Below are 26,409 nucleotides of genomic sequence, written 5' to 3'. Positions count from 1 at the left end.
CTCCCTGGGTTCACTGGACGTCGATGCGGCGAGGCTTGGAGGACTCGCGCTTGGCCACGGTGATGCGAAGGATGCCGTCGCGGTAGCGGGCGTCGATGCGGCCCGGGTCGGCATCCTCGGGCAGGCTCACCACCCGGCGGAAGCTGCCGGCGAAGCGCTCCTGCGCATAGACGCTCACGCCTTCGCGGCGCTCGGGCAGGGCGCCCTTGCGCTCGCCGGCCACGATCAGCAGGCCCCGGTCGGCGGTGACCTGCAGGGTGCCGGGGTCCAGGCCCGGCGCCAGGGCCATGATCTCGATGGCGTCCGGCGTGGCGCCGACGTTGATGACCGGGAAACCCGAGCCGGCCAGGGCCCGGATGCTGGATCGCTCGAGCGGACGGAAGACCTGGTCGAGGACGCTCTGCAATCGGTTGAGCTCCCCGAAGACGTCCGCGGCAGGTCGGAATGATGCGTGCAACATCGCTGCTCTCCTTGGTGTCTCGTCAGGTGGGCGCGCGGCGGTGCCGCGCGAACCTGAATTAGGAGCGGGCCGCAAGAATTTCAAGAGGTCCGAAAACTCCCTCCCCCATCGGGGGAGGGCAGGGGTGGGGGCGCAATGGGCCACTGTTGCCGGATGGGCGTCCGGCGTGCCCCCACCCCGACCCTCCCCCGGAGGGGAGGGAGGAAGGCAGGCGCTACTCGTAAGCCGACATCGGCACGCAGGCGCAGAACAGGTTCCGGTCCCCGTACACGTTGTCCACCCGTCCGACCGGCGGCCAGTACTTGGCGTGGCGACGCTCGTCCAGCACCGCGGCGCCGGCCCCGCGCGGGTAGGCATGCTTCCACTCGCCCTTGAGCAGCGAAGCAGCGGTGTGCGGCGCGTTCTTCAGCGGGTTGTCGTCCTGCGGCCACTCGCCCCGCTCGATGCGCCGGATCTCCTCTCGGATGGCGACCATGGCGTCGATGAAGCGGTCGATCTCATCCAGCGTCTCGCTCTCGGTCGGCTCGACCATGAGCGTGCCGGCCACCGGGAAGCTCAGCGTGGGCGCGTGGAAGCCGTAGTCGATCAGCCGCTTGGCCACGTCCTCGGCGGTGACGCCGCTGGTCTCCTTGAGCGGGCGCAGGTCCAGGATGCACTCGTGCGCCACGTGCCCGTTGGGGCTGGCGTAGAGCGTCGGGTAGTGGTCCTTGAGCCGCACGCTGATGTAGTTGGCCGACAGGATCGCCACCTCGGTGGCCTGGCGCAGGCCCTCGGGGCCCATCATCCGGCAGTACATCCAGCTGATCGGCAGCACGGCCGCGTTGCCCAGCGGCGCCGCAGAAACGGCCCCGACCGGGCCGGTCTTCAGCCCACCGGACTCGTGCCCGGGCAGGAAGGGCACCAGGTCCTCGACCACGCACACCGGGCCGACGCCGGGCCCGCCGCCGCCGTGCGGGATGCAGAAGGTCTTGTGCAGGTTCAGGTGGCTCACGTCGCCGCCGAACTCGCCCGGGGCCGCCACGCCCACCAGGGCGTTCATGTTGGCGCCGTCCACGTAAACCCGGCCGCCGTGCGCATGGACCATGTCGCACAGCTCCTTGACCTGGGTCTCGAACACGCCGTGCGTGCTCGGGTAGGTGATCATGATGCAGGACAGGTCGGCGCTGTGCTGCTCGCACTTGCGCTTCAGGTCCGCGAGGTCGACGTTGCCGTTGGCGTCGCAGGCCGTCACCACCACCTGCATGCCCACCATCTGCGCGCTGGCCGGGTTGGTGCCGTGCGCGGACGAGGGGATCAGGCACACGTTGCGGTGGCCCTGGCCGCGGCTCTCGTGCCAGGCCTTGATCGCCAGCAGGCCGGCGTATTCGCCCTGCGAGCCGGCATTGGGCTGCAGGCTGATGCCGGCGTAGCCGGTGGCCTGGCACAGCCAGTCGCGCAGCTGGCGATCGAGTTCCTCGTAGCCTTTCAGCTGGTCGCGCGGCGCGAACGGATGCACGTGCGCGAACTCCGGCCAGGTGATGGGGATCATCTCGCTGGTGGCGTTCAGCTTCATGGTGCAGCTGCCCAGCGGGATCATGCTGCGGTCCAGCGCCAGGTCCTTGTCCGACAGGTTGCGGATGTAGCGCAGCATGCCGGTTTCGCTGTGATGCGTGTTGAACACCGGGTGCGACAGGAAGTCGCTGGTGCGGCGCAGCTCCTGCGGGATCAGCGGCTCGATGCCCTTCTCGTAATCGGCCACCGAAGGCAGCGCCTGGCCGTCCTGCGCGAAGACCTTCCAGAGCAGCTCGATCTCGGCGCGCGTGGTGGTCTCGTCCAGCGAGATGCAGGTGTACTCGCCCCAGGCCTGGCGCAGGTTGGCACCCAGGGCCACGGCGCGGGCCTGCAGTTCGCTTGTCCTGTCCTTGGTGTGGAAGGACAGGGTGTCGAAGGCGGTCTGGTGGTGCATCTGCGAGCGCGACCAGCCGAGCTTTTCCAGGCCGGCCGCCAGGATGGCCGTGTAGCTGGCCACGCGCTGGGCGATGCGCTTCAGGCCCTGCGGCCCGTGGTAGACCGCGTACATGCTGGCGATCACCGCCGGCAGCACCTGCGCCGTGCAGATGTTGGAGGTGGCCTTCTCGCGCCGGATGTGCTGCTCGCGCGTCTGCAGCGCCAGGCGGTAGGCGGGGTTGCCGTGCGAATCCACGCTCACACCGACCAGCCGGCCGGGCATGGAGCGCTTGAACTCGTCGCGGCAGGCCAGGTAGGCCGCGTGCGGGCCGCCGGCGCCCATGGGCATGCCGAAGCGCTGCGTGGTGCCCACCACGATGTCGGCGCCCCATTCGCCGGGGGGCACCAGCAAGGTCAGCGCCAGCAGGTCGGCGGCCACGATGGCGGCGGCCTGCTTGCCGTGGATGCGCTTCACGTCGGGCGCCCAGTCGTGCACCCAGCCGCTGCTGGCGGGGTACTGGATCAGGGCGGCGAAGAATTCGCCGTCCAGCGCCTTGTCCCATTCCTCGGCGGAGTTGGCCAGCACCACCTCGATGCCCAGCGGCTGGGCGCGGGTGCGCACGACTTCGATGGTCTGGGGATGGCAGTCGCCCGCGACCACGAAGGTGTTGGACTTGCTCTTGACGCTGCGCTTGGCCAGCGTCATCGCCTCGGCCGCCGCGGTGGCCTCGTCCAGCATGGACGCGTTGGCGATGGGCATGGCGGTCAGGTCGCACACCATGGTCTGGAAGTTCACCAGCGCTTCCATGCGGCCCTGCGAGATCTCGGCCTGGTAGGGCGTGTAGGCCGTGTACCAGGCGGGGTTCTCCAGGATGTTGCGCAGGATCACGCCGGGCGTGTACGTGCCGTAGTAGCCCTGGCCGATGAAGCTCTTGAAGACCTTGTTGCGGTTGGCGATGCCGCGCAGCTCCAGCAGCGCCTGCGCCTCGGACAGCGGCGCCGGCAGCTTCATCGCCGAGGCGCGCGCGATCGAGCGCGGCACGATGCTCTCGATGAGGGCGCGGCGCGAGGCCTCGCCGATCACCGACAGCATGAGCTTCTCGTCCGCATCGTCGACGCCGATGTGGCGCGGGATGAATTCGGCGGGGTTCTCGAGCTCGCCCAGCGGGCGCGCGGATTGCATCAGCATCAGTTTCTCCGTCACGAGGTGCCGTCATCCCCGCGAAGGCGGGGATCCAGGAATGCGCAGCGAAAGCGGAAGCACTGGATTCCCGCCTCCGCGGGAATGACGGGGCCCGAAAATTTCAAGCGTTCTTCGAAAAGTCGTTGTAGGCCGTCTCGTCCATCAGCCCGCTGGTCTCCGACACGTCGGCCAGCTTGACCTTGAAGAACCAGCCCTGGCCCAGGGGGTCGGTGTTGGCCAGCGAAGGATCGGCGCGCAGGGACTCGTTCACCTCGGTCACCTCGCCGGTCACCGGCATGTACACGTCGGCGGCGGCCTTGACCGACTCGACGACGCCGGCCACTTCGCCCTTGGCGTAGCGGCGGCCGACCTCGGGCAGGTCGACGAACACCACGTCGCCCAGCGCGTCCTGCGCGTGCACCGTGATGCCGACGACGGCCGCATCGCCCGCCTCCAGGCGGACCCATTCATGTTCCTGCGTGTACTTCACGGTCATGTGCTTCTCCTTCTTCGTGGAATCTGTGGGGGCTCGTCAGCCGCGGTGGTAGCGCTGCGGGACGAACGGCATGGGGCTGACTTCCATGGGCACCGGCTTGCCGCGCACGATGGCGTTCAGCCGGGTGCCGGGGGCGGCCTGGTCGGCCGCGACGTAGGCCATGGCGACCGGCTTGTCGATGGTGGGGCCGAGCAGGCCGCTGGTGACCTCGCCGACCTTGCGGCCGGAAGCGTCCTGCAACTCGGTGTGCTCCCGCACCGGCACGCGCTCCAGCGCGATGAGGCCCACGCGCTTGCGCGCCAGCGGCACGCTGCCGTCCAGCTGGCCCAGCACCTTGTCGGCGCCCGGAAAGCCCCCGGCGCGCGCACCGCCCGTGCGGCGGACCTTCTGCATCGCCCAGTTGAGGCCCGCTTCCACCGGCGTGGTGGTGGTGTCGATGTCGTTGCCGTAGAGGCACAGGCCTGCCTCAAGGCGCAGCGAGTTGCGCGCGCCCAGGCCGATGGGCTTGACCTCGGGCTGGGCGAGCAGGGCGCGGGCGAAGGCTTCGGCGCGCGCACCGTCGATGGAGATCTCGAAGCCGTCCTCGCCGGTGTAGCCGCTGCGCGTGATGAAGAGGTCGGCGCCGTCCCAGTCGAACGCACCGCCGGTCATGAACACCAGCTTCTCCACGCCCGGCACCAGCCGCTGCAGCGCGTCCACCGCCCGCGGGCCCTGCAGCGCCAGCAGGGCGCGCTCGGGCATCGGGATGACGTCGCAGCGCGAGCCGATGCGCTGCTGGATGTGCTGGATGTCGCCTTCCTTGCAGGCGCCGTTGACGATCACGAAAAGGTCTTTCCCGCGGTTGACGAACATCAGGTCGTCGATCACGGTGCCTTCCTCGGTGAGCAGCAGGCCGTAGCGCTGCTTGCCCGGCGCCAGGCCGGCCACGTCCACCGGCATCAGCGTCTCGAAGGCCGCGGCCGCGTCGGGGCCTTCCAGCCGCAGCTGGCCCATGTGCGAGACGTCGAACAGGCCGGCGGCCTGGCGGGTGTGGTGGTGTTCGGCCATCAGCCCCGGCGTGTACTGCACCGGCATCGAGTAGCCGGCGAAGGGCACCATGCGGGCGCCCAGCTCCAGGTGCAGCGCGTTCAGCGGGGTGGTGCGAAGGACGGGCGTGGCGGGTGAGGACAAGCGGCTCTCCGAGTGAGGAACAGGGGCGTTCGAATCCATGGTCCGGAAACCATGGGCGCCCCTGCTGTCCGCTTTACCTGAGAGATTCACCCCGCGCGCGGGGTTTGCTCCTTCGGTGGGCGTGGCCCGGGGGCCGACGCCTCTCTCCAGCAAGGCAACGCCCCGTTGCCGGGGCGGCCATCAGTCCTGGGTGCCTGAGCGTTCGGCTGTTCGCCTGCGCCTTCGGCGGCTTCACGGGGAAGCGCTCTCCTGACGACCCGCGGATTCTATCCGCGAGTCGCCGTCGAGCTTGGGCGCCTTACCGGGCGTAGGCCAGGTCGCGAAGCGACAGCGACAGCGCCGGCACGTAGGTGATGATCATCAGGCAGGCCAGCACCACCAGCACGAAGGGGATCAGCTGCGTGATGATGCGGTCCAGCGAGATGCGCGCCACCGTGCAGGCGGCGAACAGGTTCACCCCGAACGGCGGGGTGATCATGCCCAGCGCGAGGTTGACCACCATGATCAGCCCGAAGTGCACCGGGTCGATGCCGAAGTGCTGGGCCACCGGTGCCAGGATCGGGGCCAGCACGATGATGGCCGCGCTGGTCTCGATGAACATGCCGATGACGAAGAGCGCCGCGTTCACGCCCAGCAGGAACACCGCCGGCCCCTGCAGCACTTCCTTGAGCCACAGGCCGATGGCGTCGGGCACGCCCGCGCGCGTGATCAGGAAGGCGAACAGGCCGGCGTTGGCGATGATGAACATGATGACCGCCGAGGAGATCACCGACTTGCGCACGATGGCGTACAGGTCCTTCACGCCGATCTCGCGGTAGACCAGCATGCCGACCACCAGGGCGTAGAACACGGCCACGGCCGAGGCTTCGGTGGGCGTGAAGATGCCGCCGTAGATGCCGCCCAGGATGATCACCGGCATCAGCAGTGCCCAGCCGGCCTGCCAGGTCGCGCGGCCGAACGAGAGCCGGCCTTCGCCGTCGTCCTTGCCCCAGCCCTTCCACTTGCAGTAGACCCAGACGAACAGCATCAGCGCCCCACCGATCAGCAGCCCGGGCCCGAAGCCGGCGATGAACAGCTCGCCGATGGAGACCTCGGCACTGACGCCGTACAGGATCATCGGGATCGAGGGCGGGATGATCACGCCCAGTTCGGCGCTGGTGGCCTGCAGGGCCGCGGCCCAGGTGGTGGGGTAGCCGTGCTTGATCAGCGCCGGGATCAGGATGGCCCCGATGGCGAAGGTGGTGGCCACCGAGGAGCCGGAGACCGCCGCGAAGATCATGCAGGTCAGCACGCAGGTCATGGGCAGGCCGCCCTGCACGCCGCCGACGATGCTCTTGGCGAATTCCACCAGCCGGCGCGAGATGCCACCGGTCTCCATCAGGTTGCCGGCCAGGATGAAGAACGGGATGGCGGCCAGCGGAAACTTGTTGATCGAGTTGAACATCTCCTTGACGGAGATGAGCATGTGGGCGTTGCTGGCCTGGATGCCCAGGATGGCGGCCAGGCCGATGGAGACGGCCACGGAGACGCTGAGGGCGAAGCACAGCACCATGGTGCCGATCATGACGCTCGTCATTGGGCGGTCTCCAGTTCATGGCGCTGCGGGTCGAGCAGGTTGCCCACGATGCCGAGGATGCAGAAGAGGGCGCCCACCGGCAGCGCCAGGTAGCCCCAGAACATGGAGATCGACTCCAGCCCGGCCATGGCCTGGACCTGGCCGCGCACGGCGTAGTCCCAGCCCCACCAGAGGATGACGGCGATCAGGGACAGCGAGGCTAGGCACACCAGCCAGTCGAGCGCGCGCCGCATCCGCGGTGGGCTCCAGCGGTACAGCACGTCCACGCTGACCATGGCGCCCTGGCGGAAGGCCACCGGGATGCCCAGGAACACCATCCAGATCAGCGACAGGCGGATCAGGATCTCGGTCCATTCCGCCGGCTGCTCCAGCACGAACCGCGTGACGATCTGGTACATGCCCAGCGCGCTGGCGGCCACGAGCATGGCGCAGGCGCCGGCCATGGCCAGGCCGCTGGTGAAGCGCTCTATGCGCAGGAAGGTTTCTTTCACGTGGCCCTCTTGGTGATGCGAAGAGGCCCGCTGTCGCGGGCCCCTGGATCCCCGTCTCCGCGGGGGATGACACGCCGTGCCGCGCCTGCGGCGCGGCGAAGGCATGTCACTTGAAGTTGCGGATCCTGTCGATGTTGGCCTTGCCGAACTGCTTCTCGAACTCGGCGTTGACCGGGGCGAGCGCCTGCACGAACTTGGTCTTGTCCAGTGTCTCCACCACGTTCATGCCCTTGGCGCGCAGGTCGGCCACGCCCTTGGCGTCGTCCTCGTCCACGCGGGCGCGGTTGGCCTTGGTGGCTTCCTTGGCGGCGTCCACGAACGCCTGCTTGTCGGCGGCCGACAGCTTGTCGAACGCGGCCTTGTTCATCACGAAGATGCAGGGCGAGTAGACGTGGCCGGTCAGGGACAGGTGCTTTTGCACCTGGTCGAACTTGGCGGAGATGATCACCGACAGCGGGTTCTCCTGGCCGTCCACCGTGCCCTGCTGCAGGGCGGTGAACACCTCGGGGAAGGCCATGGGCGTGGTGACGATGCCGAAGCCCTTGTAGGCGGCGATGTGCACCGGGTTCTCCATGGTGCGCATCTTCAGGCCCTTGAGGTCTTCCGGCGCGTTGACGGCTCGCTTGGAGTTCGTCATGTGGCGAAAGCCGTTCTCCGCCCAGGACAGCGCCTTGAAGCCCTTGGCGTCGAACTTGGTCAGCAGTTCCTGGCCGATCGGGCCGTCCAGCACCGCGCGCGCATGCGCCTTGTCGCGGAACAGGAAGGGCACGTCGAGGATCTTGGTCTCGGGCACGAAGTTGGGCACCGGGCCGGTGGACGAGAAGGCCAGCTCCTGGGTGCCCAGCTGCACGGCCTCGATCGACTCGCGCTCGCCGCCCAGCGCACCGTTGTAGAAGGTCTGGACCTTGTAGCGGCCGCTGGTGCGCTTCTCGACCTCGCGGGCGAAGGCGTCGATCGCCACGCCCTGGTGCGAGTTCTGCGCCGTCGAGATGCTGATCTTCATCGTGGTCTGCGCCATCGCGGCGCCACCGATCACCAGGCCGGCGGCCAGGGCTGCAAACAATCTGCTTAGTTTCACGAAGTCTCCTGCCAAATGCACACGAAAGCGGCGAGCATGCCCATCGACAGCCCTCTTCGCCACGGGAGTTCTACGTACGCCCCTCGCGGCGCGCCTCACATGTTGGTGTAGTTGGGCCCGCCGCCGCCCTCGGGCACGACCCACACGATGTTCTGGGTCGGGTCCTTGATGTCGCAGGTCTTGCAGTGCACGCAGTTCTGCGCATTGATCTGCAGGCGCTCGCCGCCGCCGGCCTCGTCCTGCACGAACTCGTACACGCCTGCGGGGCAGTAGCGGCTCTCGGGGCCGGCGAACTTGTGCAGGTTGACGTTCACCGGCACCGACGCGTCCTTGAGCGTCAGGTGCGGCGGCTGGTTCTCTTCGTGGTTGGTGTTGGAGATGAACACCGAGGAGAGCCGGTCGAAGGTGAGCCTGCCGTCCGGCTTGGGATAGGCGATCGGCTTGCACTCGCTGGCCGGCCTGAGCGACAGGTGGTCGGGCTTCTTGCGGTGCAGCGTCCAGGGCATGCGGCCGCGCAGCAGGAACTGCTCGACGCCCGTCATCACGGTGGCGACCGTGCGGCCCTTCTTGAACCACTGCTTGAAGTTGCGCGCCTTGTTCAGCTCGGCGTGCAGCCAGGACTTCTCGAAGGCCTTCGGATAGGCGGTGAGCTCGTCGTGCTGCCGGCCTTCGCCCAGGGCCAGGAAGGCCGCTTCGGCGGCCAGCATGCCGGACTTGATCGCCGCATGGCTGCCCTTGATGCGCGAGGCATTGAGGTAGCCCGCGTCGCAGCCCACCAGCGCGCCGCCGGGGAACACCGTCTTGGGCAGCGACAGCAGCCCGCCCACGGTGAGCGCGCGCGCGCCATAGGCCAGGCGCTTGGCCCCCTTCCCCTCGAAGTACCAGCGGATGTTGGGGTGCGTCTTGAAGCGCTGGAACTCCTCGTACGGCGACAGGTACGGGTTGGTGTAGTCCAGGCCGACCACGAAACCGATGGCGACCTGGTGATTCTCCATGTGGTACAGGAAGGAGCCCCCGTACGTCATCTCGTCGAGCGGCCAGCCCGCGCTGTGCAAGGCCAGGCCGGGCGTATGGCGCGCGGGATCGATCTCCCACACCTCCTTGATGCCGATGCTGTAGCTCTGCGGATCGCGCCCGTCGTCCAGCTTGAAGCGGCTGATCAGCTGGCGGCCCAGGTGGCCGCGCGAGCCCTCGGCGAACACGGTGTACTTGGCGTGCAGCTCCATGCCGAGCTGGAAGTTCTCGGTCGGCTGGCCGTCCTTGCCGATGCCCATGTCGGCGGTGGCCACGCCCTTGACCGAGCCGTCCTCGTTGTAGAGCACTTCGGCCGCCGGGAAGCCGGGGAAGATCTCCACGCCCAGGCCTTCGGCCTGCTGCGCGAGCCAGCGCGTGACGTTGGCGAGGCTGGCGATGTAGTTGCCGTGGTTGCCGAAGTTGTCCGGCAGGAGGAAGTTGGGCGTGCGCGTTGCGCCGCGCTCGGACAGGAACAGGAAGATGTCCTCGGTGACCGGCACGTTGAGCGGCGCGCCCTTGGCCTTCCAGTCGGGGATGAGCTCGTTGAGCGCACGCGGATCGATGATGGCGCCCGAGAGGATGTGCGCGCCGGGCTCCGAGCCCTTCTCCAGCACCACCACCGAGACCTCGCGGTCGTGGTCGGCCGCGAGCTGCTTCAGGCGGATGGCGGTCGCCAGCCCCGCCGGACCGGCCCCGACGACGACCACGTCGTATTCCATCGCTTCGCGAGGGCCGTGCTGGGCCAGGATTTCTTCTCTTGTCATGGTCAGTGCTCGATAAACTTCGGGCGTGCGCGCGGCCTTCGGCCGGCGTTCGGCGGGACAGCAATTCTATTGCGCGCCTCTGCGGCAGCGGGGCCGTCGCGTCCGGCCTTCCATGTTTGCCTGCAGGAGATTCCTCGTGAGCTACAGCATCGACCTTTCCGGCCGCGTCGCCTTCGTGACCGGTGCTTCCAGCGGCCTGGGCGCCCAGTTCGCACGCACGCTGTCGCGCGCTGGCGCGGCCGTGGTGCTGGCCGCGCGCCGCATCGAGAAGCTCAAGGACCTGCGCGCGCAGATCGAGGGCGAGGGCGGCGATGCCCACGTGGTCGCGCTGGACGTCACCGACCTTTCCAGCATCAAGGCCGCGGTCGCGCATGCCGAGACCGAGGTGGGCTCCATCGACATCCTGGTCAACAACTCGGGCGTGAGCACCACCCAGCGCATCCAGGAGGTGGGCGAGGAGGAGTTCGACTTCATCTTCGACACCAACGTCAAGGGCTCCTTCTTCGTGGCGCAGGAGGTGGGCAAGCGCATGCTGGCGCGCGCCAAGGGCGCGGCACCGGGAACCTTCACCGGCGGGCGCATCATCAACATCGCGTCGATGGCGGGGCTGCGCGTGCTGCCGCAGATCGGCGTCTACGCCATGAGCAAGGCCGCGGTGATCCAGATGACCAAGGCGCTGGCCCTGGAGTGGGGCCGCTTCGAAATCAACGTCAATGCCGTCTGCCCGGGCTACATCGACACCGAGATCAACCACCACCACTGGTCCACCGAGCAGGGCCAGAAGCTGATCAACATGCTGCCGCGCAAGCGCGTGGGCAGCCCCGAGGACCTGGACGCGCTGGTCGTCCTGCTGGCCAGCAGCCAGAGCCACTTCATCAATGGCGCGGTGATCGCCGCCGACGACGGCTTCGGCATTTGAGCGGCGGGCGCACGCTGGCCGGCGTCGCCGCCGGCCTGGGCGCGGGTGCGCTCTGGGGCCTGGTGTTCGTCGCGCCGCGCATGGTGCACGGCTACTCGGCGGTGGACCTCACGGCCGGCCGCTTCCTGGCCTACGGCGCGGTGGCGGCCCTGCTCATGCTCTGGAGCCTGCGCCGCCGCGCGCTCCCCACCGTCCCGCAGGCCCTGGCCGCGGCGGGCATGAGCCTGCTGGGCTTCACCGGCTACTACCTGCTGCTGGTGCTGGCGATCCGCGACGCCGGCACCGAAGTGCCCACGCTGGTGATCGGCACCATCCCGATCTGGGTGATGCTGCTGGGCAAGCCCGGCCACCTGAAGTGGGGCGCGCTGCTGCCCGGGCTGGCGCTCACTGCGGCGGGCCTGGCCCTGATGGTGGGCACGCCCCATGGCGCGGGCGCCGCCGGCGCGTCGAGCGACTTCGCCCGCGGCGTCGTCTACGCCGTGGCGTCGCTGGTCTGCTGGACCGCCTTCGCGCTGGTCAACTCGGCCTGGCTCAAGAAGCATCCGCAGGTGCAGGCCACCGAATGGGCCAACTGGCTGGGCGTGGCGACCGGCCTGGGCGCGCTGGCGCTGTGGGCGGTGGCCGGATCGCCCGCGCCAACCCTGCTGGCGCAGCCCGACCGCGGCATGTTCCTCGCGCTGGCCGTGGCCACGGGCTTCGGCTCGGCCTGGCTGGCCACCATCCTCTGGAACATCGCCAGCCGGCGCCTGTCGGCCAGCCTGTGCGGCCAGCTCATCGTGAGCGAGACGCTGTTCGCGCTGCTCTATTCTTTCGCCTGGGACGGGCAGTGGCCGAGCCCCGCCCAGCTCACTGCCTGCGTGCTGTTCACGCTGGGCATCCTGGCCTCGATCAAGGCGCACCGATGAAACTGGAACTGCCCAAGGACAAGAAGCTCGTCTACGAGATGGACATGCCCCTGCGCTGGGGCGACATGGACGCGATGGGCCACGTCAACAACACGGTCTACTTCCGCTACCTGGAGACGCTGCGCATCGACTGGTTCCGCTCGCTCGACTGCGTGCCCGACCCGCGCGGCACCGGGCCGCTGGTGGTCAACGCCTTCTGCAACTTCCACAAGCAGCTGGAATTTCCCGGCGACATCCACCTGAAGATGTACGCCAGCGACCCGGGCCGCAGTTCCTTCGAGACCTGGGCCACCATCGAGCGCACCGACGACCGCGGCGTGGTCTACGCGTCGGGCGGCGCCACCACCGTCTGGGTGGACTTTCCGGCGCAGAAGTCGGTGCCCCTTCCGGACTGGTTCCGCAAGCACCTCACTTGACGTCCAGTGGCGGCGGCAACGGCATCCCGCGCCGCTGCATCACGGCGCGCACGCGGTCGGGGTAGTCGGAGATGATGCCGTCCACGCCCAGCGCGAGCATGCGCTCGATGTCGGCTTCCTCGTTCACCGTCCAGGGGATCACCTTCAGGCCCAGCGACTGCCCCAGCTTCACGCCTTCGGCCGTGAGCGCCGGGAAGTTGGGCGACCACACGTGGCCGCCGGCGGCCTTGACCATGCCGGGCACGCTGCCGTGCTCGGCCAGCGTGAAGCCGGCGGTGGCGACCGGCGAATCGAGGTTGCTGCCCCGCTGGGTCTGTGTCGTCAGGTAGACCGTCCGCATCTTGGGGGCCGCCGTGCGCAGAACCTGCAGCGTGCGCCAGTCGAAGCTCTGGACCATCACGCGGTCCTCCACGCCGGCCTCGCGGATCACCTTCAGCAGCGCTTCCACGAAGGGCTGCGGCGGCAGCGTGTTGTCCGGGTTGCGCAGGTCCATCTTGGTCTCGATGTCGAACTGCACCTTGTCGGCGCCCAGCTTCTTCACCAGTTCGAACACCGAGGCCAGCGTCGGCATGCGCGTGCCGTCGAGCGGTTGCTGCTGCGCGAAGGTGCGCGCGTAGTTGCTGCCCGGGCGGATGCGGCCGACGTCGTAGGCCTGCAGCTGCGCGTGGGTCAGCTGGCGGATCACCAGCGGCTGCGTGACCCACTGGCCGTCGGGGCCGCGCACCAGGTCGGGGTTGAGCACCGGGTCGTGCGAGACCACCACCACGCCGTCGGCGGTGATCGCGGCGTCCATCTCCAGCGTGGTCACGCCGATGCGCAGGGCGCGCTCGAAGGCCGGCAGCGTGTTCTCCGGGAGCAGGCCGCGCGCGCCGCGATGGCCCTGCAGGTCGAAGGCGAGGGCGGCGAAGGGCAGGACGTAGGCGACGGCGAGCAGGGCCCCCAGCAGGTGTCGGATTCGCATGGGGCGGTCCTCAGTCCATCCGGGCACCGGACTTCTTCACCGCCTCGGCCCAGCGCGGCATCTCCGCGGCCAGGTACTTCGCGAAGTCGTCCGCGCCCAGGAAAGCCGGGTCCGCGCCCTGCGCCACCATGCGGTTGCGGATCTCCGGATTGGCCATCACCTGCCGGAAGGCGTCGCTCAGCTTGGCCTTCACGTCGGCGGGCAGTCCGGCCGGCGCCAGGAAGCCGTAGAAGCCCACCACCTCGAAGTCCTTCAGCCCGGACTCCATGACGGTCGGGATCTCGGGCAGGGCGGGATTGCGTTCGCGGCTGGTGACGGCCAGCGCCTTCACCTTGCCCTGCTTGTGGTACGCCGCCGCCTGCGGGATGGACTCGGCCATGAACTGCACCTGGCCGGCCATCAGGTCGGTGAAGGCCGGCGCGCTGCCGCGGTAGGGGATGTGGACCATGAAGAGGCCGGTGGCGCTCTTGAACATCTCGGGCACCAGGTGGCTGATGCCGCCGTTGCCGGCCGAGCCGTAGTTCACCTGGCCGGGCCGGGCCCGCGTGTAGTCCATGAACTCCTTGAGCGAGTTGACCGGGAGCTTGGGATTGACCAGCAGCGCGAGCGGCTGCATGGCCGTGCGCGCGATCGGCGTGAAGTCGCGCGTGGTCTGGTAGGGCAGCTTCGTGTAAAGCGCGGGGTTGATCACCATCACGCCGGTGTTGGCCAGCATCAGCGTGTAGCCGTCGGCGGGCGCCTTCATCAGCTCCTGCGCGCCCACCGTGCCGCCGGCCCCGGCCTTGTAGTCGATGATCACGGGCTGGCCCAGCACCGCCTGCAGGCGCTCGCTCAGCAGCCGCGCATGCTGGTCGAGCGGACCGCCGGCGGGGAAGCCGATCACCACGCGGATCGGCTTCTCGGGGAAGGCGGCGTGCGCGGTGAAGCTGGCGGCGGCGGCCAGCAGCAGGGCGGCGAGGCGGAAGGGCTTGCGCATCGTGGGGATCCCAAGGAGGAGGTGCGGCCGATCATAGGACCGCGCAGCCGCCGTCCCGCAGGCGACGCGCTCGGGGCTTGCCCCGATGCCCGGGCGTGGCGCGCGACGTAGTCTGTCCGCCATGCCCGCTTCGCACCAAACGCAGCGCCCGCACCACAAGGTGTGGCCGCGCCGACTGCCGTATTCGCTCACGCCGCCGCAGACCTCGCTCTGGGACAACCTGGCCATCAGCGCCCGCCGCTATCCGGCCAAGCCGGCCGTGGTGTTCTTCGACCGCGTCCTGCGTTATCCCGAGCTGGTGGCGATGGCCGAGCGACTGGCGGCGCGGCTGCACGCGATGGGCGTGCGCAAGGGCGACCGCGTGGTGCTGGACATGCAGAACTGCCCGCAGCTGATCGTGGCCCACTTCGCCATCCTGCGCGCCAACGCGGTGGTGGTGCCGGTCAACCCGATGAACCGGGCCGAGGAGCTGCGGCACTACATCGTCGATCCCGACGCGAAGGTGGCGATCGTGGCCGGCGACGTCGCCGCCGACATGGCGCAGGCCGACGCGCAGCTGCCGCCCGGGCAGCGCCTGCGGCACCTGGTCGTCACCCAGTACACCGATGCCTTCGATGCCGCCAACGCGCCGCAGGCCGCCTGGCGCGACTGGCTGCTCGCGCGCCACCCGCTGCCGCAGCTGGCCGGCGGCAGCGTGATGGACTGGCACGAGGCGCTGGACAACGCGCTGCCGCTGCCGCCGATGGAGGTGGGCCCGGACGACCTGGCCGTGCTGCCCTACACCAGCGGCACCACCGGCCTGCCCAAGGGCTGCATGCACCCGCACCGCAGCCTGATGCACAACGCGGCAGCCAGCGCGGCCTGGGCCAATGCCACGGCCGAGAACGTCACGCTGCTGGTGGTGCCGATGTTCCACATCACCGGCATGGTGAGCGTGATGCATTCGTCCATCTATGTCGGCGCCACGCTCGTCGTGATGCCGCGCTGGGACCGCGAGCTGGCCGGACGCCTGATCTCCGGCTGGAAGGTCACCACCTGGACCAACATCCCCACCATGGTGATCGACCTGCTGGGCAGCCCGAATTTCGAGCAGTACGACCTGTCCAGCCTGGTCTACATCGGCGGCGGCGGCGCGGCGATGCCGCAGGCGGTGGCGCAGCGGCTGCTGGAGCTGTTCAACCTGCAGTACGTCGAGGGCTACGGCCTCACCGAGACGGCGGCGCCTTCGCACACCAACCCGCACGACGCGCCCAAGCAGCAGTGCCTGGGCATTCCGTTCATGAGCTGCGATTCGCGCGTGATCGATCCGGAGACGCTGCGCGAGCTGCCGCCCGGGGAGCAGGGCGAGATCGTCATCCATGGGCCCATGGTGTTCAACGGCTACTGGAAGCGGCCCGACGCCACGGCCGCGGCCTTCATCGAGATCGACGGCAAGCGGTTCTTCCGCTCCGGCGACCTGGGGCGCATGGACGAGGAGGGCTACTTCTTCCTCACCGACCGGCTCAAGCGGATGATCAACGCCAGCGGCTTCAAGGTGTGGCCGGCCGAGGTGGAGGCGCTGATGTTCCGCCACCCGGCCATCCAGGAGGCCTGCGTGATCTCGGCGCGCGACGAGTACCGCGGCGAGACGGTCAAGGCCGTGGTCGTGCTGCGCGCCTCGCACAAAGGACAGGTCAGCGAGCAGGACATCATCGACTGGTGCCGCGCCAACATGGCCGTCTACAAGGTGCCGCGCATCGTGCAGTTCGCCGACGCGCTGCCCCGCAGCGGCAGCGGCAAGGTGATGTGGCGCACGCTGCAGGAGGCGGAGGGGCGCGGCTAGCGGCGCGGGCGCCGCTACTTGTTCTTCAGGTACTCGCGCACCTTCTCCGCACGGTCGCCCACGGCCTGCACGGCTTCCTTCACGCGCTCGGGCGTGGTGTTCATGCTCTTGGCCCAGTCGCGCAGCTCGTAGTCCTGGTTCACGTTGATGCGCTCGCGGTCCTGTCCGCTGGACTTGCTCTTGTCGTCAGCCATTTCGGTCTCCCGAGTTTCTGGAGGCTTCCAACGTAGCGCCGGCGCCGTGCCTCTTTTGTAGGCAACACCCGTCGAGGAGCGCAGGAAAGTGGCGGTACGTGGGCATGCGGCTTGCCGCCTCGCGCAGGCCACCACACGGAGCAAGCCCATGAGCGCGGCCCCCCATCCGGCCTTCCTTCCCCTGGGACTGCTGGGCACTTCGGCCCTTCTCGACCTGGTCGACCTGGCCACCGGCACGGGCGCCTTCAATGTCGCGGCCTACTGGATGCTCGCCGCCGGCCTGGCCGGGGGGCTGCTGGTCGCGCCGCTCGGGTGGCTGGCGTGGCGCCACGTGCGCCCCGGCACGCGAGCGCGTCGCCTGGCCGCGCGCCTGGGGCTGGGCCATGCGCTGGTGCTGCTGCTGTTCGCCGCCAGCTGGCTGCTGCGCGAGCCCGAGGCGCGGGTGCCCGGCCCGGCGCTGGCGTTGTCGCTGATGGGCGGCGCGCTGGCGCTCCTGCTGGCCTGGCTCGGCAGCCAGCGGTCGTCGCGGCACGACAGCCCGGCCGGCGCCCACTGACCGGCGCCAGCGCGACCGCAGGCAGCACACCGCGCCCATGCAACCGCTTGCGCCCCACAGCCGTGCCGCGTTGCCCCATCATCCCGGGCGATGCGAATCCTCCTCACCGGCGCCACCGGCCTGATCGGCGGTGCCATCGCCCACGCGCTGCTCCAGCGGGGCCACGAGGTGGTCTGCGCGGTGCGCGATCCGTCCCGGCTGCAGCTCGGCCCGCAGGCGCGCGCGCTGCAGGCCGACCTCTCGGCCATGCCCGACGCCGACTGGTGGCGGCCGCACCTGGAGGGCATCGACGCGGTGGTGAATGCCGTGGGCATCCTGCGCGAATCGCCCGGCCAGTCGTTCGACGCGTTGCACCACCGGGCGCCCGCCGAGCTCTTCCTGGCCTGCGCCACCGAAGGCGTGCGCTGCGTGGTCCAGATCTCGGCACTGGGCGCCGACGCCCGCGCCAGCACGGCCTACCACGTGAGCAAGCGCGCGGCCGACGAAGTGCTGCGCGCGCTGCCGCTGCGCGGCGCGGTCGTGCAGCCTTCGCTGGTGTTCTCGCCCGAGGGGGCCAGCAGCGCGCTGTTCCTCGGCATGGCGACGGCGCCGCTGCTGATGCTGCCGGACGGCGGCGCGATGCCGGTGCAGCCGGTCCACCTGGAGGACGTGGTCGACGGCGTGGTCGCGCTGCTGGACGACCCGCCGCCCACCGTGACCACGCTGGCCTTCGTCGGCCCGCAGCCGATCACGCTGCGGGTCTACCTGGCGGGCCTGCGCCAGCAGCTCGGACTGGGTCGCGAGCAGTGGATGCTGCCGATGCCGCAGGCCCTCTTTCGCGCCGGGGCCCGGGTCGCGGGGCAGGTGCCGGGCAGCCCGCTGGACGCCGACACCGCGGCCATGCTGCTGGCGGGCAACGCGGCGCCGGCCGAAGACTTCACCCGGCTGCTCTCGCGCCGGCCGCGCGATCCCTCGGCCTTCGTGCCGCCCCGGCTAGCGCCCGCCCTGCGCGCCGGCGCCGCCCTGGGCTGGACCTTGCCGCTGCTGAGGCTGTCGCTGGCTTTCCTGTGGCTGTGGTCGGCGCTGGTCTCGTTCGGCCTCTACCCGGTGGAGGAGAGCCGCGAGCTGCTGGCGGACGTCGGCCTGCACGGCGCCTGGGCCACCCTGGCGCTGTATGGGGCCGGCCTGCTGGACCTGGCGCTGGGCATGCTGACGCTGTGGGCGCCGCCGCGCTGGCGCTGGTGGGTGTGGCCGGTGCAGCTGGCGGTGGTGGCGGGCTACACGCTGCTGGTGACGGTTTTCCTGCCCGAGTTCTGGCTCCATCCCTACGGGCCGATCAGCAAGAACCTGCCCATCATGGGGGTCATCGTGCTGCTGTGGGCGCTGGAGCCGCGGCGGCGTTGAAGCGATGGACTACGTCACCCTCAAATGGCTGCACATCCTCTCGTCCACCCTGCTTTTCGGCACGGGCATCGGATCGGCGTTCTACCTGCTGGTGGCGACGCTGGCCCGCGATGCGCGCACCGTCGCCGCCGTCAGCGGCTTCGTGGTGGTCGCCGACTGGCTGTTCACCGCGACCACCGCCGTGCTGCAGCCGCTCACCGGCTGGCTGCTGGTGCGCAGCGCCGGCCTGGCGTGGAACCTGCCGTGGCTGGCCTGGTCGGTGGGCCTGTACGCCCTGGCCATCGTCTGCTGGCTGCCGGTGCTGTGGCTGCAGTACCTGATGCGCGACGAGGCGCGGCGCTGCGCGGCCGCGGGCCGGCCGCTGTCGATCGCGTACTGGCGGCTGTTCGGCGCGTGGGCGGGGCTGGGGGTGGTCGCCTTCCTCGCCTTCCTGGTGATCTTCTGGCTGATGGTGGCCAAGCGGCTGCCCGGGGCGGACTGAGCCGATGACGGCCGAGCGGGTCGATTGCCTCATCGTGGGCGGCGGTGCGGCCGGCCTGACCGCCGCGGTGTACCTGGCGCGCTACCGGCGCCGGCTGGTGGTGGTGGACGCGGGCCGCAGCCGCCTGAACTGGATCCCGCGTTCGCGCAACGTGCCCGGGTTCCCCGAGGGCATCGAGGGCCCCGAGCTGCTGCAGCGCCTGCGCGCGCACGCGGCGCGCTACGAGGTGCCGGTGGTGCAGGGCTGCGTGCAAGGATTGGGCGGGCGCGACGGTGCTTTCGAGGTCCAGCTGGAGGGCCGCGTGCTGCGCGCCCGCAAGCTGCTGCTGGCGACCGGCGCGCGCGACGTGGAACCCGAGCTGCCCGGCCTGGAGCCGGGACTGGCGGCGGGCAACGTGCGTTACTGCCCGGTGTGCGACGGCTTCGAGACGCAGCGCCAGCGCGTCGCCGTGCTCGGCAAGGAAGTGCATGGGCTGCGCGAGTCGCTGTTCGTCGCGGGCTTCGACAACCAGGTCACGTGGCTGGCCATGGGGTCTCAGCAGGACGTGCCGCCCCGAGAACTCGCGCGCCTGCGCGAGCGCGGCGTGCTGATCGCCGACCAGATGCCTCTGCACATCCACTGCGAGCCGGGGCAGGGCGTGGTGGTGGAGATGGCCGACGGGTGCCGGCTCACGTTCGACGTGCTCTATCCCGCGCTCGGGCTGGCGCATGCGTCGGAGCTGGCGCTGGCTTTGGGGGCGGAGGCCGAGGAGGACGGGCAGCTGCGGGTGGACGAGCGCTTGCAGACCACGGTGCCGGGCCTGTACGCCGCCGGCGACGTGGCCGCGGGGCTGAACCAGATCAGCGTGGCCTACGGGCACGCGGCCATCGCGGCGACGGCGATCCACAATTCGCTCTAGTTTCGTCGTTCCCGCCCCCTGTCCCGTCATTCCCGCGGAGGCGGGAATCCAGAGCGTCCGCCTTCAGCGGACTTCGGGAAGTTCCCGCCTTCGCGGGAATGACGGATGCACGAAGAACAAACCCAGGAGACCAGACCCCCATGAAGATCGAATCCGTCCAGCCCTTCATCCTCCACGTCCCCGTCACCGGCTCGCAGATCGCCGACAGCACCCACACCATCACCCACTGGGGCGTGGTGGGTGCGCGCATCGACACCGACGACGGGCTCTCGGGCTACGGCTTCACCGGCACCCACGCCCACTTGCCCAGCGACCAGCTGGTCGCCCGCTGCATCGCCACCTGCCATGCACCGCTGCTGCAGGGCGAGGACGCGAACGACGTGCAGCGCCTGTGGCTCAAGCTCGCGCGCAATCCGGCGCTGCAGTGGATCGGCCGCGCCGGCATCACCACGCTGGCGCAGGCGGCCATCGACGTCGCGATCTGGGACCTCAAGGCCAAGGCGGCCAAGGTGCCGCTGTGGAAGCTGCTGGGCGGCCAGGTGCGCGACAAGGTCCGCGCGTACAACACCGACATCGGCTGGCTGAGCATCGCCGACGACAAGCTGGTGGCCGGCGCCCGCCGCGCGGTGCAGGAGGGCTTCACCGGCATCAAGATCAAGGTGGGCTCCACCGTCGAGCGCGACCTGCGCCGCCTGGAGGCCGTGCGCCAGGCCATCGGACCGGACGTGACGCTGGCGGTGGACGGCAACGGCAAGTGGGACCTGGCCACCTGCCTGCGCTTTTGCCGCGGCGCCGAGCCCTTCGACGTCTTCTGGTTCGAGGAGCCGCTCTGGCACGACGACGTGCGCGGCCACGCCGAACTGGCGCGCGCCACCCGCATCCCGGTGGCCCTGGGCGAGCAGCTCTACACGCAGGACGCCTTCAGCGAGTTCTTCCACCAGGGCGCGATCCACTGGGTGCAGCCCGACGTCACGCGCATGGGCGGACTCACCGAAGTGCTGCGCGTGTGCGAGACCGCCCATTCGCACCGCCTGCCGGTGGCGCCGCATGCGGGCGACATGAGCCAGGTCCACGTGCACCTGAGCTATGCCCACCCGGCGGTTGGCGTGCTGGAGTACATCCCCTGGATCAAGGACTGTTTCACCGATCCGGCCGAGGTCGTCGACGGCCACTTCCGCCTGCCGCAGGTGCCGGGCGCGGGCACCACGCCGACGGCCCAGGCCATCGAACGCTTCAGCAAGCCCGTTTCCTGACGGTCTTTGCTCCCTCTCCCTCTGGGAGAGGGTTGGGGTGAGGGCACGCACGGCGCGCAAACCGCAGCGTCTTTCCGACACCAACTCGGGCGTTTGTCCTCGATGGCCGCACGCGCGCGGCGGCATCATGGCTCGACCGTGGAGTCCCGCATCGTCGCCGACCGCCGAGCCAACCTGGCCTTCGCCCAGGGCCTGACGCGCGCGTTCGCGGGCGCCGTCATCTTCGGCGTCCCGCTGCTCATGACGATGGAAATGTGGTGGCTGGCCTTCCACATGAGCGCCGTGCGGCTGGCGCTGCTGATCGCGCTGTTCTTCCCCTTCCTGGTGGCGCTGTCCTGGCACGTGGGCTTCGAGCCCACGTTCAGCCTGGTGGACGACATGCTCGATGCACTGGTGGCGTACCTGGTGGGCTTCGTCGCGTCGCTGCTGGTGCTGCTGCTGCTCGGCGCGCTGGGCCCGGGCGAGGGCCTGCGCGAGATCCTCGGCAAGGTGTCGCTGCAGGCGGTGCCCGCCAGCATCGGCGCGCTGCTGTCGCAAAGCCAGCTCGGCCAGTCCGAGGCGCAGGCGCAGGTGCGCGGCGGCCGCGAAGGCTATTTCAGCGAGCTGTTCATCATGGCCGTGGGCGCGCTGTTCCTGGCCTTCAACGTCGCGCCGACCGAGGAGATCCTGATCATCGCGCTGCGGCTGGGCGGCGCGCAGGTGCTGCTGCTCGCGGTCGCGACGCTGGTGGTGATGCACGCCTTCGTGTACAGCGCGGACTTCCGCGGCCAGCCCCCGGACCACCACAAGGCGCCGGCCTGGAGCGTCTTCCTGCGCTTCACCGTGGTGGGCTACGCCATCGCGCTGGCGCTCTCGGCCTTCCTGCTCTGGACCTTCGGGCGGCTCGACGGATCGTCGGTGCCGGTGGCGCTTTCCACGGTGGCGGTGCTCGCGTTCCCGGCGGCGGTCGGGGCGGCGGCCGCCCGCCTGATCCTCTGAGGACCGACATGGGTGCACCCGCCACCGGCAGATCCCGCGCGCAGGACGAGCGGCGCGAGGACGAGGGCGAGGGCGAGAACGCCACGCCGCTGTCCGAGTGGATCGCCGCGGCGATCGGCCTGGTCGTGGTGCTGGCCACGCTGGCCTGCCTGGCCTGGCTGGCGATCGACGAGCGCGGAGGCACGGTGCATCCGGTGGTGCACGTGGGCGCGATCGAGCGCCAGGGCGAGCGGCACCACGTCACGCTGCAGGTGGAGAACGTGGGCGCCGCGGGCGCGGCCGCGCTGCGCGTGAAGGCGCGGCTGCGGCGTGGGGACAGCGTGGTGGAAGAGGCCGAGGTGGAGTTCGACCACGTGCCGGCAAGGTCCAGCCGCAAGGCCGGGGTGTTCTTCCACGAGGATCCGCGGGGGCTGGTGCTGGAGGTGTCGGTGGAGAGCTATCGCGAACCGTGAGCCTTCTTGCTCCCTCTCCCTCTGGGAGAGGGCTGGGGTGAGGGCTTCCCCCGACGCCTAACCGTCCACCGCCGCCGGTTCGATGTCCGTCACCACCCGCGCGTACCGCTGGTGGCTCCAGTAGGCCGAGGCCCAGTCGAACAGCACCACGATCCGGTTGCGAAAGCCGATCAGGAAATAGATGTGGGCGAACAGCCAGAACAGCCAGGCCGGGTAGCCGCTGAACTTGAGCCGGCCCAGGGGCGTGGTGAGGTCCACCACGCCGGCATTGCGGCCGATGGTGGCGAGGTTGCCGTAGTCGCGGTAGCGGAAGGCCTGCGTCGTGCGCCCTTCGAGCCGGGCGAGCAGGTTGGCGGCGGCGGTGCGGCCCATCTGCTTGGCCGCGGGTGACACGCCGGGCACCGGCTGCGGCTCGCGGCCCGGCACATGGCTGCGGGCCGCCGCGAGGTCGCCCACCACGCTGATCTCCGGGTGGCCGGGCACGCCCAGGTCGGGCTCGACCACCACGCGCCCGGCGCGGTCCAGGGCGACGCCGGTGGCCTGGGCCACCTCGCGCCCCAGCGGCGAGGCCGCCACGCCGGCGGCCCAGATGATGCAGCGGCTGTCGATGCGGTAGGGCTCGCCCTGCGCCGGATGGACCTGCAGGCCGTGCGAGTCGATGGCGGTCACGCGGGAGTCGGTGCGCACTTCCACGCCCAGGCGCTGCAACTGCTCGGCGGCGCGCTGGCTCAGGTCGTCGGGCATGGCCTGCAGCACGCGCGGGCTGCCTTCCACCAGGATCACCTTGGCGCTGGCCGGGTCGATGCGGCGGAACTCCCCGGGCAGGGTGTGCCGCGCGATCTCGGCCAGCGTCCCGGCCATCTCCACGCCGGTGGGCCCGCCGCCGATGACGACGAAGTTCATCCAGCCGTCGCGGCGCGCCGGATCGGTCTCCTTCTCGGCGCTCTCGAAGGCGAGCAGCACCCTGCGGCGGATCTCGAAGGCGTCGTCCAGGGTCTTGAGGCCGGGGGCGTGCGCGGACCACTGGTTGTTGCCGAAGTAGCTGTGGGTGGCGCCGGCCGCGACGATCAGGTGGTCGTAGGGCAGGGCGGTCTCGTCCTTGAAGCGGACGATGCGTTCGGCGGCGTCGATGCGCACCACCTCGCCCAGCAGCGTCGTCACGTTGGCCTGCTTGCGGAACAGGTGCCGCACCGGCGCGGCAATGGCGGGCGCGGCCAGCCCGGCGGTCGCCACCTGGTAGAGCAGGGGCTGGAACAGGTGGTGGTTGGTGCGGTCCACCAGCGTGATGTCCACCGGCGCGGCGTGGAGGGCCCTGGCCGCCTCCAGGCCGCCGAAGCCGCAGCCGATGATGACGACGCGCGGTCGCGCGGAAGGAGCGGACGGAGGAGCCATGCGGGAATTATCCGGGGCCGGGGCACGTCCGCGACGGGTGTGCGAAGCTTTCCCCATGACTTCGAAGTTGCGCCTTTCCGTGCTCGACCAGTCGGTGGCCCGGGCCGGCCGCCCGCACGACGAATCGATCCGCCACACCGTGGCCCTGGCCGAACTGTGCGAGTCGCTCGGCTACCACCGCTTCTGGCTGAGCGAGCACCATGCGCTGCCCACGCTGGTGGGCACCGCGCCCGAGGTGCTGATGGCGGCCGTGGCGGCGCGCACGCAGCGCATCCGCATCGGCAGCGCGGGCGTGATGCTGCCGCACTACTCGCCGTTCAAGGTGGCGGAGCAGTTCCGCGTGCTGGACGCGCTGGCGCCGGGCCGCATCGACCTGGGCGTGGGCCGCGCGCCGGGCAGCGACCAGCGCACGGCGGCGCTGCTCAATCCCGACCTGCAGTCGTCCGCCAACTTCCCGCAGCAGGTGATGGAGCTCCAGGCCTGGGTGCGCGGCGAGGAACTGCCCCCGGGCCATCCCGGCCACGGCATCTCGGCGCTGCCCATGCACGACACGGCGCCGCAGCTGTGGATGCTGGGCAGCTCGGGCTATGGCGCGCAGCTCGCGGCGCACCTGGGCATGCCGTACGCCTTCGCGCACTTCATCACCGACGGCGAGGGCTGCGATTCGGCGCTCGACCTGTACCGGTCCGCCTTCCGCCCGGGGCTGATCGACCGCCCGCAGGCGACGGTCTGCCTGGCCGCCCTGGTGGCGGAGACCGACGAGGAGGCCTGGCACCAGTTCAAGAGCCGAGAGCGGGCACGGGTGGACCGGCGCACCGGACGGTTCGGTCCGCTGCTGCCGCCGGAGCAGGCTTCTCGCGAGTACACGGCGCCCGAGCGGGCCGAGGCGGAGCAGCTTCGGCGTCGCGCCATCGTTGGGAGTGCTTCTACGGTGCGCGGGCGGTTGTTGGCGCTGGCGGAGGAGCTGTCGCTGGACGAGATCGTTGTCGTGACGTGGACCTGGGATCCGGCGGCGCAGCGAAGGTCGTATGAGTTGCTGGCGGAGGCGTTCGGGCTGGTCGGATTCTGAGGCGCGAGAGTGGCATTCGACGCTGCCTTCTGAAATGAAAAGCGGCCGGGAGCGCCGGCCGCTTTCAGTCGCCACGGTGTTTCTAGTTGGAGGCAGGAAACACCAGGACGCGATTGTTGTTGCTGTCGACCACGATCAGATTTCTACCGTGGAATCGGGCGCCGGTGGGGCCGTTGAGGGTACGAGCACTTGGTACGTCCGGGCCGCCCGCCTGATCGGAATCGTTCTCGACATTGCGAATGAAATCCCTTTGCCCCAACACGTGGTTCGCCGGAACGTTCGAAGAGGGAACGGCATCCCACACCAGTATCCGGTGATTGTCTGAGTCCGCTACTGCCATTTGCCCACCTTCGCTCACGTCCACAGACTTGGGTGCCGACAACGTTAGGGCGGAAGGCGATCCGTCACGATTGGGCGCGCTGGAGCCGAAATCGATCTGGCCGACCACATGATTCGCCGGCTGGAAATCCTCAGTTGGAATCTGGTTCCAGATCAGGACCCGGTTGTTCCCCTCATCCGCCACTATCAATCGACTGCCATCCGACCACACGCCACGCGGGCGACTCAAGGTGAACTCGCTTAGGCTTTCGGTCCCACCGCCATTGTTCGGCAGACAACTCTCCTTGTCCGGCTGGCCGACCACGATGCTCGCCTCGGAAATCTGTCCGTTGGAGAGCTGTTCAGGATTCCAGATCAGAACCCTGTTGTTTCCCCCATCCGCAACGATCAGGTGCCCGAAGGGAGTTAGGAGGGCCTCGTGCGGCATGTTCATCGCATCGGCGGCACAGCCGCTGATGCCACTGGATATGAAGTCGGGGTCCAGGTCGAACCCATCAAGACTGGTCGGTGCAGTGTTGTAGATGAGAACCTGATCCCTTGCCACAATCACCATTTTGTTCCCGCGCAGAGAAACATTTCGCGATTCGATGATTGGAATCGCGAACTGGGATGTCGCAGCGCCTTCGGCATAGCTGGCAAATGCCTTCACGTCGCCATTGGCGGCCACGAATAGCCGACCGTCGGCGCTCGCAGCCACGTTTCCTTCGACGAATCTCAAATTCCCTTGGCCGACGTTGTCGAACCCCGTCTGACCGAGCACGGCGGAAGCGGCCGGGTGGACGTCCCAATCGAGCAGTTGAGATGCAGGAGGCGGCGCAGGTGCTATCGGTGGTGCCGCAGGCTCGCTTCCGGCACCACCGCCACCGCATCCGGTGGCCATCGCCATAAGAAAAGCGACTCCCGAGAGCCGTACGCGCGAACTGACACGAAATCCCATGGTGACTCCTTGGCTTGTTGGGTCGTTGAAAGCCGGCGCATATTCCGTCCAAGGTCACGGCCCTACAAGGCAGAGAGTCACGGGGCTGCGCGCTCGGCGTCGATTGGTTTCTCGACGAAGGAGCAGGGGATTGGAGTGCGGACGGCGAGGCGATGCAGCGCTATGAATCAATGCGTTGGCGAGTCTCGGCATCGAGATAGGGGTGCTGTTCTCGCCCTCGTTGTTGGGCAGCGCGCCCGCGCGGCAGGCGGTGCCTGGCCCGGGCTCATGGTGGGACGGTTTGCTCGCTGCACTCGCAAACTCGCAGGGCATTCCGCGGC

25 protein-coding genes and 2 riboswitches are annotated in these 26,409 nt (G+C 69.5%); of the genes, 12 read left to right on the top strand and 13 right to left on the bottom strand.

Annotated elements, in window-relative coordinates:
* Nucleotides 1-10: 10 nt before the first annotated feature.
* From ASG30_RS03620 to ASG30_RS03585, 8 genes are all read right to left on the bottom strand, one after another.
* A complete protein-coding gene (locus tag ASG30_RS03620; protein ID WP_055892765.1) occupies nt 11-460 on the bottom strand; it encodes an Hsp20/alpha crystallin family protein in 450 nt (149 codons plus the stop codon).
* Between the two features lie 214 nt (nt 461-674).
* A complete protein-coding gene (gcvP, locus tag ASG30_RS03615; protein ID WP_055892762.1) occupies nt 675-3,575 on the bottom strand; it encodes an aminomethyl-transferring glycine dehydrogenase in 2,901 nt (966 codons plus the stop codon).
* 115 nt (nt 3,576-3,690) lie between these two features.
* A complete protein-coding gene (gene gcvH, locus ASG30_RS03610; RefSeq protein WP_055892758.1) occupies nt 3,691-4,065 on the bottom strand; it encodes a glycine cleavage system protein GcvH in 375 nt (124 codons plus the stop codon).
* A gap of 36 nt (nt 4,066-4,101) precedes the next feature.
* Entirely contained in the window at nt 4,102-5,274 is a 1,173-nt protein-coding gene (gene gcvT / locus ASG30_RS03605; RefSeq protein WP_082521869.1) for a glycine cleavage system aminomethyltransferase GcvT, read from the bottom strand.
* Nucleotides 5,275-5,289: 15 nt separating this feature from the next.
* Nucleotides 5,290-5,395: riboswitch (glycine riboswitch) on the bottom strand.
* An 11-nt stretch (nt 5,396-5,406) separates the two neighbouring features.
* Nucleotides 5,407-5,497: riboswitch (glycine riboswitch) on the bottom strand.
* A gap of 36 nt (nt 5,498-5,533) precedes the next feature.
* Nucleotides 5,534-6,811 carry a TRAP transporter large permease gene (locus ASG30_RS03600; protein ID WP_055892753.1) on the bottom strand — a complete coding sequence of 426 codons (1,278 nt, stop codon included), beginning with the start codon at nt 6,809-6,811 and terminating at the stop codon, nt 5,534-5,536.
* Entirely contained in the window at nt 6,808-7,302 is a 495-nt protein-coding gene (locus tag ASG30_RS03595; protein WP_055892751.1) for a TRAP transporter small permease, read from the bottom strand. Before ASG30_RS03595 ends, ASG30_RS03600 begins: the two co-directional genes overlap by 4 nt.
* A 106-nt stretch (nt 7,303-7,408) precedes the next feature.
* The gene (locus ASG30_RS03590; protein WP_442965661.1) at nt 7,409-8,320 is read right to left on the bottom strand and encodes a TRAP transporter substrate-binding protein; all 912 of its coding nucleotides are present in this window, start codon (nt 8,318-8,320) and stop codon (nt 7,409-7,411) included.
* A gap of 155 nt (nt 8,321-8,475) precedes the next feature.
* Nucleotides 8,476-10,158: an electron transfer flavoprotein-ubiquinone oxidoreductase gene (locus ASG30_RS03585; protein ID WP_055892746.1), complete on the bottom strand. Its 1,683-nt coding sequence runs from the start codon at nt 10,156-10,158 to the stop codon at nt 8,476-8,478.
* A 136-nt stretch (nt 10,159-10,294) separates the two neighbouring features.
* Here ASG30_RS03585 and ASG30_RS03580 point away from each other — a divergent pair, with 136 nt between their 5' ends.
* The 3 genes from ASG30_RS03580 to ASG30_RS03570 are packed head-to-tail and all read left to right on the top strand — an operon-like array spanning nt 10,295 to nt 12,398.
* Complete coding sequence (locus ASG30_RS03580) at nt 10,295-11,077, top strand: SDR family oxidoreductase (protein WP_055892743.1); 783 nt, start codon at nt 10,295-10,297, stop codon at nt 11,075-11,077.
* A complete protein-coding gene (locus ASG30_RS03575; RefSeq protein WP_055892741.1) occupies nt 11,074-11,982 on the top strand; it encodes a DMT family transporter in 909 nt (302 codons plus the stop codon). The genes ASG30_RS03580 and ASG30_RS03575 overlap by 4 nt, the downstream gene beginning before the upstream one ends.
* Nucleotides 11,979-12,398, top strand: a complete 420-nt coding sequence (locus ASG30_RS03570; protein ID WP_055892738.1) for an acyl-CoA thioesterase — start codon at nt 11,979-11,981, stop codon at nt 12,396-12,398. Before ASG30_RS03575 ends, ASG30_RS03570 begins: the two co-directional genes overlap by 4 nt.
* Here the strand turns inward: ASG30_RS03570 and ASG30_RS03565 are convergent.
* Both ASG30_RS03565 and ASG30_RS03560 read right to left on the bottom strand, forming a co-directional pair.
* Complete coding sequence (locus ASG30_RS03565) at nt 12,391-13,359, bottom strand: glycerophosphodiester phosphodiesterase (protein WP_055892736.1); 969 nt, start codon at nt 13,357-13,359, stop codon at nt 12,391-12,393. The genes ASG30_RS03570 and ASG30_RS03565 overlap by 8 nt on opposite strands.
* A gap of 10 nt (nt 13,360-13,369) precedes the next feature.
* Nucleotides 13,370-14,335, bottom strand: coding sequence for a Bug family tripartite tricarboxylate transporter substrate binding protein (locus tag ASG30_RS03560; RefSeq protein WP_055892733.1), 966 nt, complete (start codon nt 14,333-14,335; stop codon nt 13,370-13,372).
* Between the two features lie 121 nt (nt 14,336-14,456).
* On the opposite strand from ASG30_RS03560, the gene ASG30_RS03555 reads away from it, so the two are divergent.
* Complete coding sequence (locus ASG30_RS03555) at nt 14,457-16,157, top strand: long-chain fatty acid--CoA ligase (protein ID WP_055892730.1); 1,701 nt, start codon at nt 14,457-14,459, stop codon at nt 16,155-16,157.
* Nucleotides 16,158-16,171: 14 nt separating this feature from the next.
* Here the strand turns inward: ASG30_RS03555 and ASG30_RS03550 are convergent, their stop codons facing one another.
* Complete coding sequence (locus ASG30_RS03550; protein ID WP_055892727.1) at nt 16,172-16,351, bottom strand: DUF3606 domain-containing protein; 180 nt, start codon at nt 16,349-16,351, stop codon at nt 16,172-16,174.
* 148 nt (nt 16,352-16,499) lie between these two features.
* On the opposite strand from ASG30_RS03550, the gene ASG30_RS03545 reads away from it, so the two are divergent.
* From ASG30_RS03545 to ASG30_RS03515, 7 genes are all read left to right on the top strand, one after another.
* Nucleotides 16,500-16,907: a DUF2231 domain-containing protein gene (locus ASG30_RS03545; RefSeq protein WP_055892724.1), complete on the top strand. Its 408-nt coding sequence runs from the start codon at nt 16,500-16,502 to the stop codon at nt 16,905-16,907.
* Nucleotides 16,908-16,997: 90 nt separating this feature from the next.
* A complete protein-coding gene (locus ASG30_RS03540) occupies nt 16,998-18,290 on the top strand; it encodes an SDR family oxidoreductase (RefSeq protein WP_055892721.1) in 1,293 nt (430 codons plus the stop codon).
* 4 nt (nt 18,291-18,294) lie between these two features.
* Nucleotides 18,295-18,771, top strand: coding sequence for a DUF2269 family protein (locus tag ASG30_RS03535; RefSeq protein WP_055892718.1), 477 nt, complete (start codon nt 18,295-18,297; stop codon nt 18,769-18,771).
* Nucleotides 18,772-18,775: 4 nt separating this feature from the next.
* Nucleotides 18,776-19,669 carry an NAD(P)/FAD-dependent oxidoreductase gene (locus ASG30_RS03530; protein WP_055892715.1) on the top strand — a complete coding sequence of 298 codons (894 nt, stop codon included), beginning with the start codon at nt 18,776-18,778 and terminating at the stop codon, nt 19,667-19,669.
* Between the two features lie 140 nt (nt 19,670-19,809).
* Complete coding sequence (locus ASG30_RS03525) at nt 19,810-20,922, top strand: mandelate racemase/muconate lactonizing enzyme family protein (protein ID WP_055892712.1); 1,113 nt, start codon at nt 19,810-19,812, stop codon at nt 20,920-20,922.
* A 138-nt stretch (nt 20,923-21,060) separates the two neighbouring features.
* A complete protein-coding gene (locus ASG30_RS03520) occupies nt 21,061-21,900 on the top strand; it encodes a TIGR02587 family membrane protein (RefSeq protein ID WP_055892709.1) in 840 nt (279 codons plus the stop codon).
* Between the two features lie 8 nt (nt 21,901-21,908).
* Nucleotides 21,909-22,352, top strand: a complete 444-nt coding sequence (locus ASG30_RS03515) for a hypothetical protein (RefSeq protein WP_055892706.1) — start codon at nt 21,909-21,911, stop codon at nt 22,350-22,352.
* A 57-nt stretch (nt 22,353-22,409) separates the two neighbouring features.
* Here ASG30_RS03515 and ASG30_RS03510 read toward each other — a convergent pair whose 3' ends face one another.
* Nucleotides 22,410-23,744 carry an NAD(P)/FAD-dependent oxidoreductase gene (locus ASG30_RS03510; protein ID WP_055892702.1) on the bottom strand — a complete coding sequence of 445 codons (1,335 nt, stop codon included), beginning with the start codon at nt 23,742-23,744 and terminating at the stop codon, nt 22,410-22,412.
* A gap of 55 nt (nt 23,745-23,799) precedes the next feature.
* On the opposite strand from ASG30_RS03510, the gene ASG30_RS03505 reads away from it, so the two are divergent.
* Complete coding sequence (locus ASG30_RS03505; RefSeq protein ID WP_235579730.1) at nt 23,800-24,813, top strand: LLM class flavin-dependent oxidoreductase; 1,014 nt, start codon at nt 23,800-23,802, stop codon at nt 24,811-24,813.
* Between the two features lie 82 nt (nt 24,814-24,895).
* Here the strand turns inward: ASG30_RS03505 and ASG30_RS22385 are convergent, their stop codons facing one another.
* Nucleotides 24,896-26,089 (bottom strand): hypothetical protein, encoded by a 1,194-nt coding sequence (locus tag ASG30_RS22385; RefSeq protein ID WP_156385407.1) that lies wholly within the window; start codon nt 26,087-26,089, stop codon nt 24,896-24,898.
* Nucleotides 26,090-26,409 lie beyond the last annotated feature (320 nt).

This window comes from Ramlibacter sp. Leaf400 (assembly GCF_001424545.1).
In the GTDB taxonomy this organism is placed as follows: Bacteria; Pseudomonadota; Gammaproteobacteria; order Burkholderiales; family Burkholderiaceae_C; genus Ramlibacter.
This window is presented reverse-complemented; position numbering and strand designations above follow the sequence as displayed.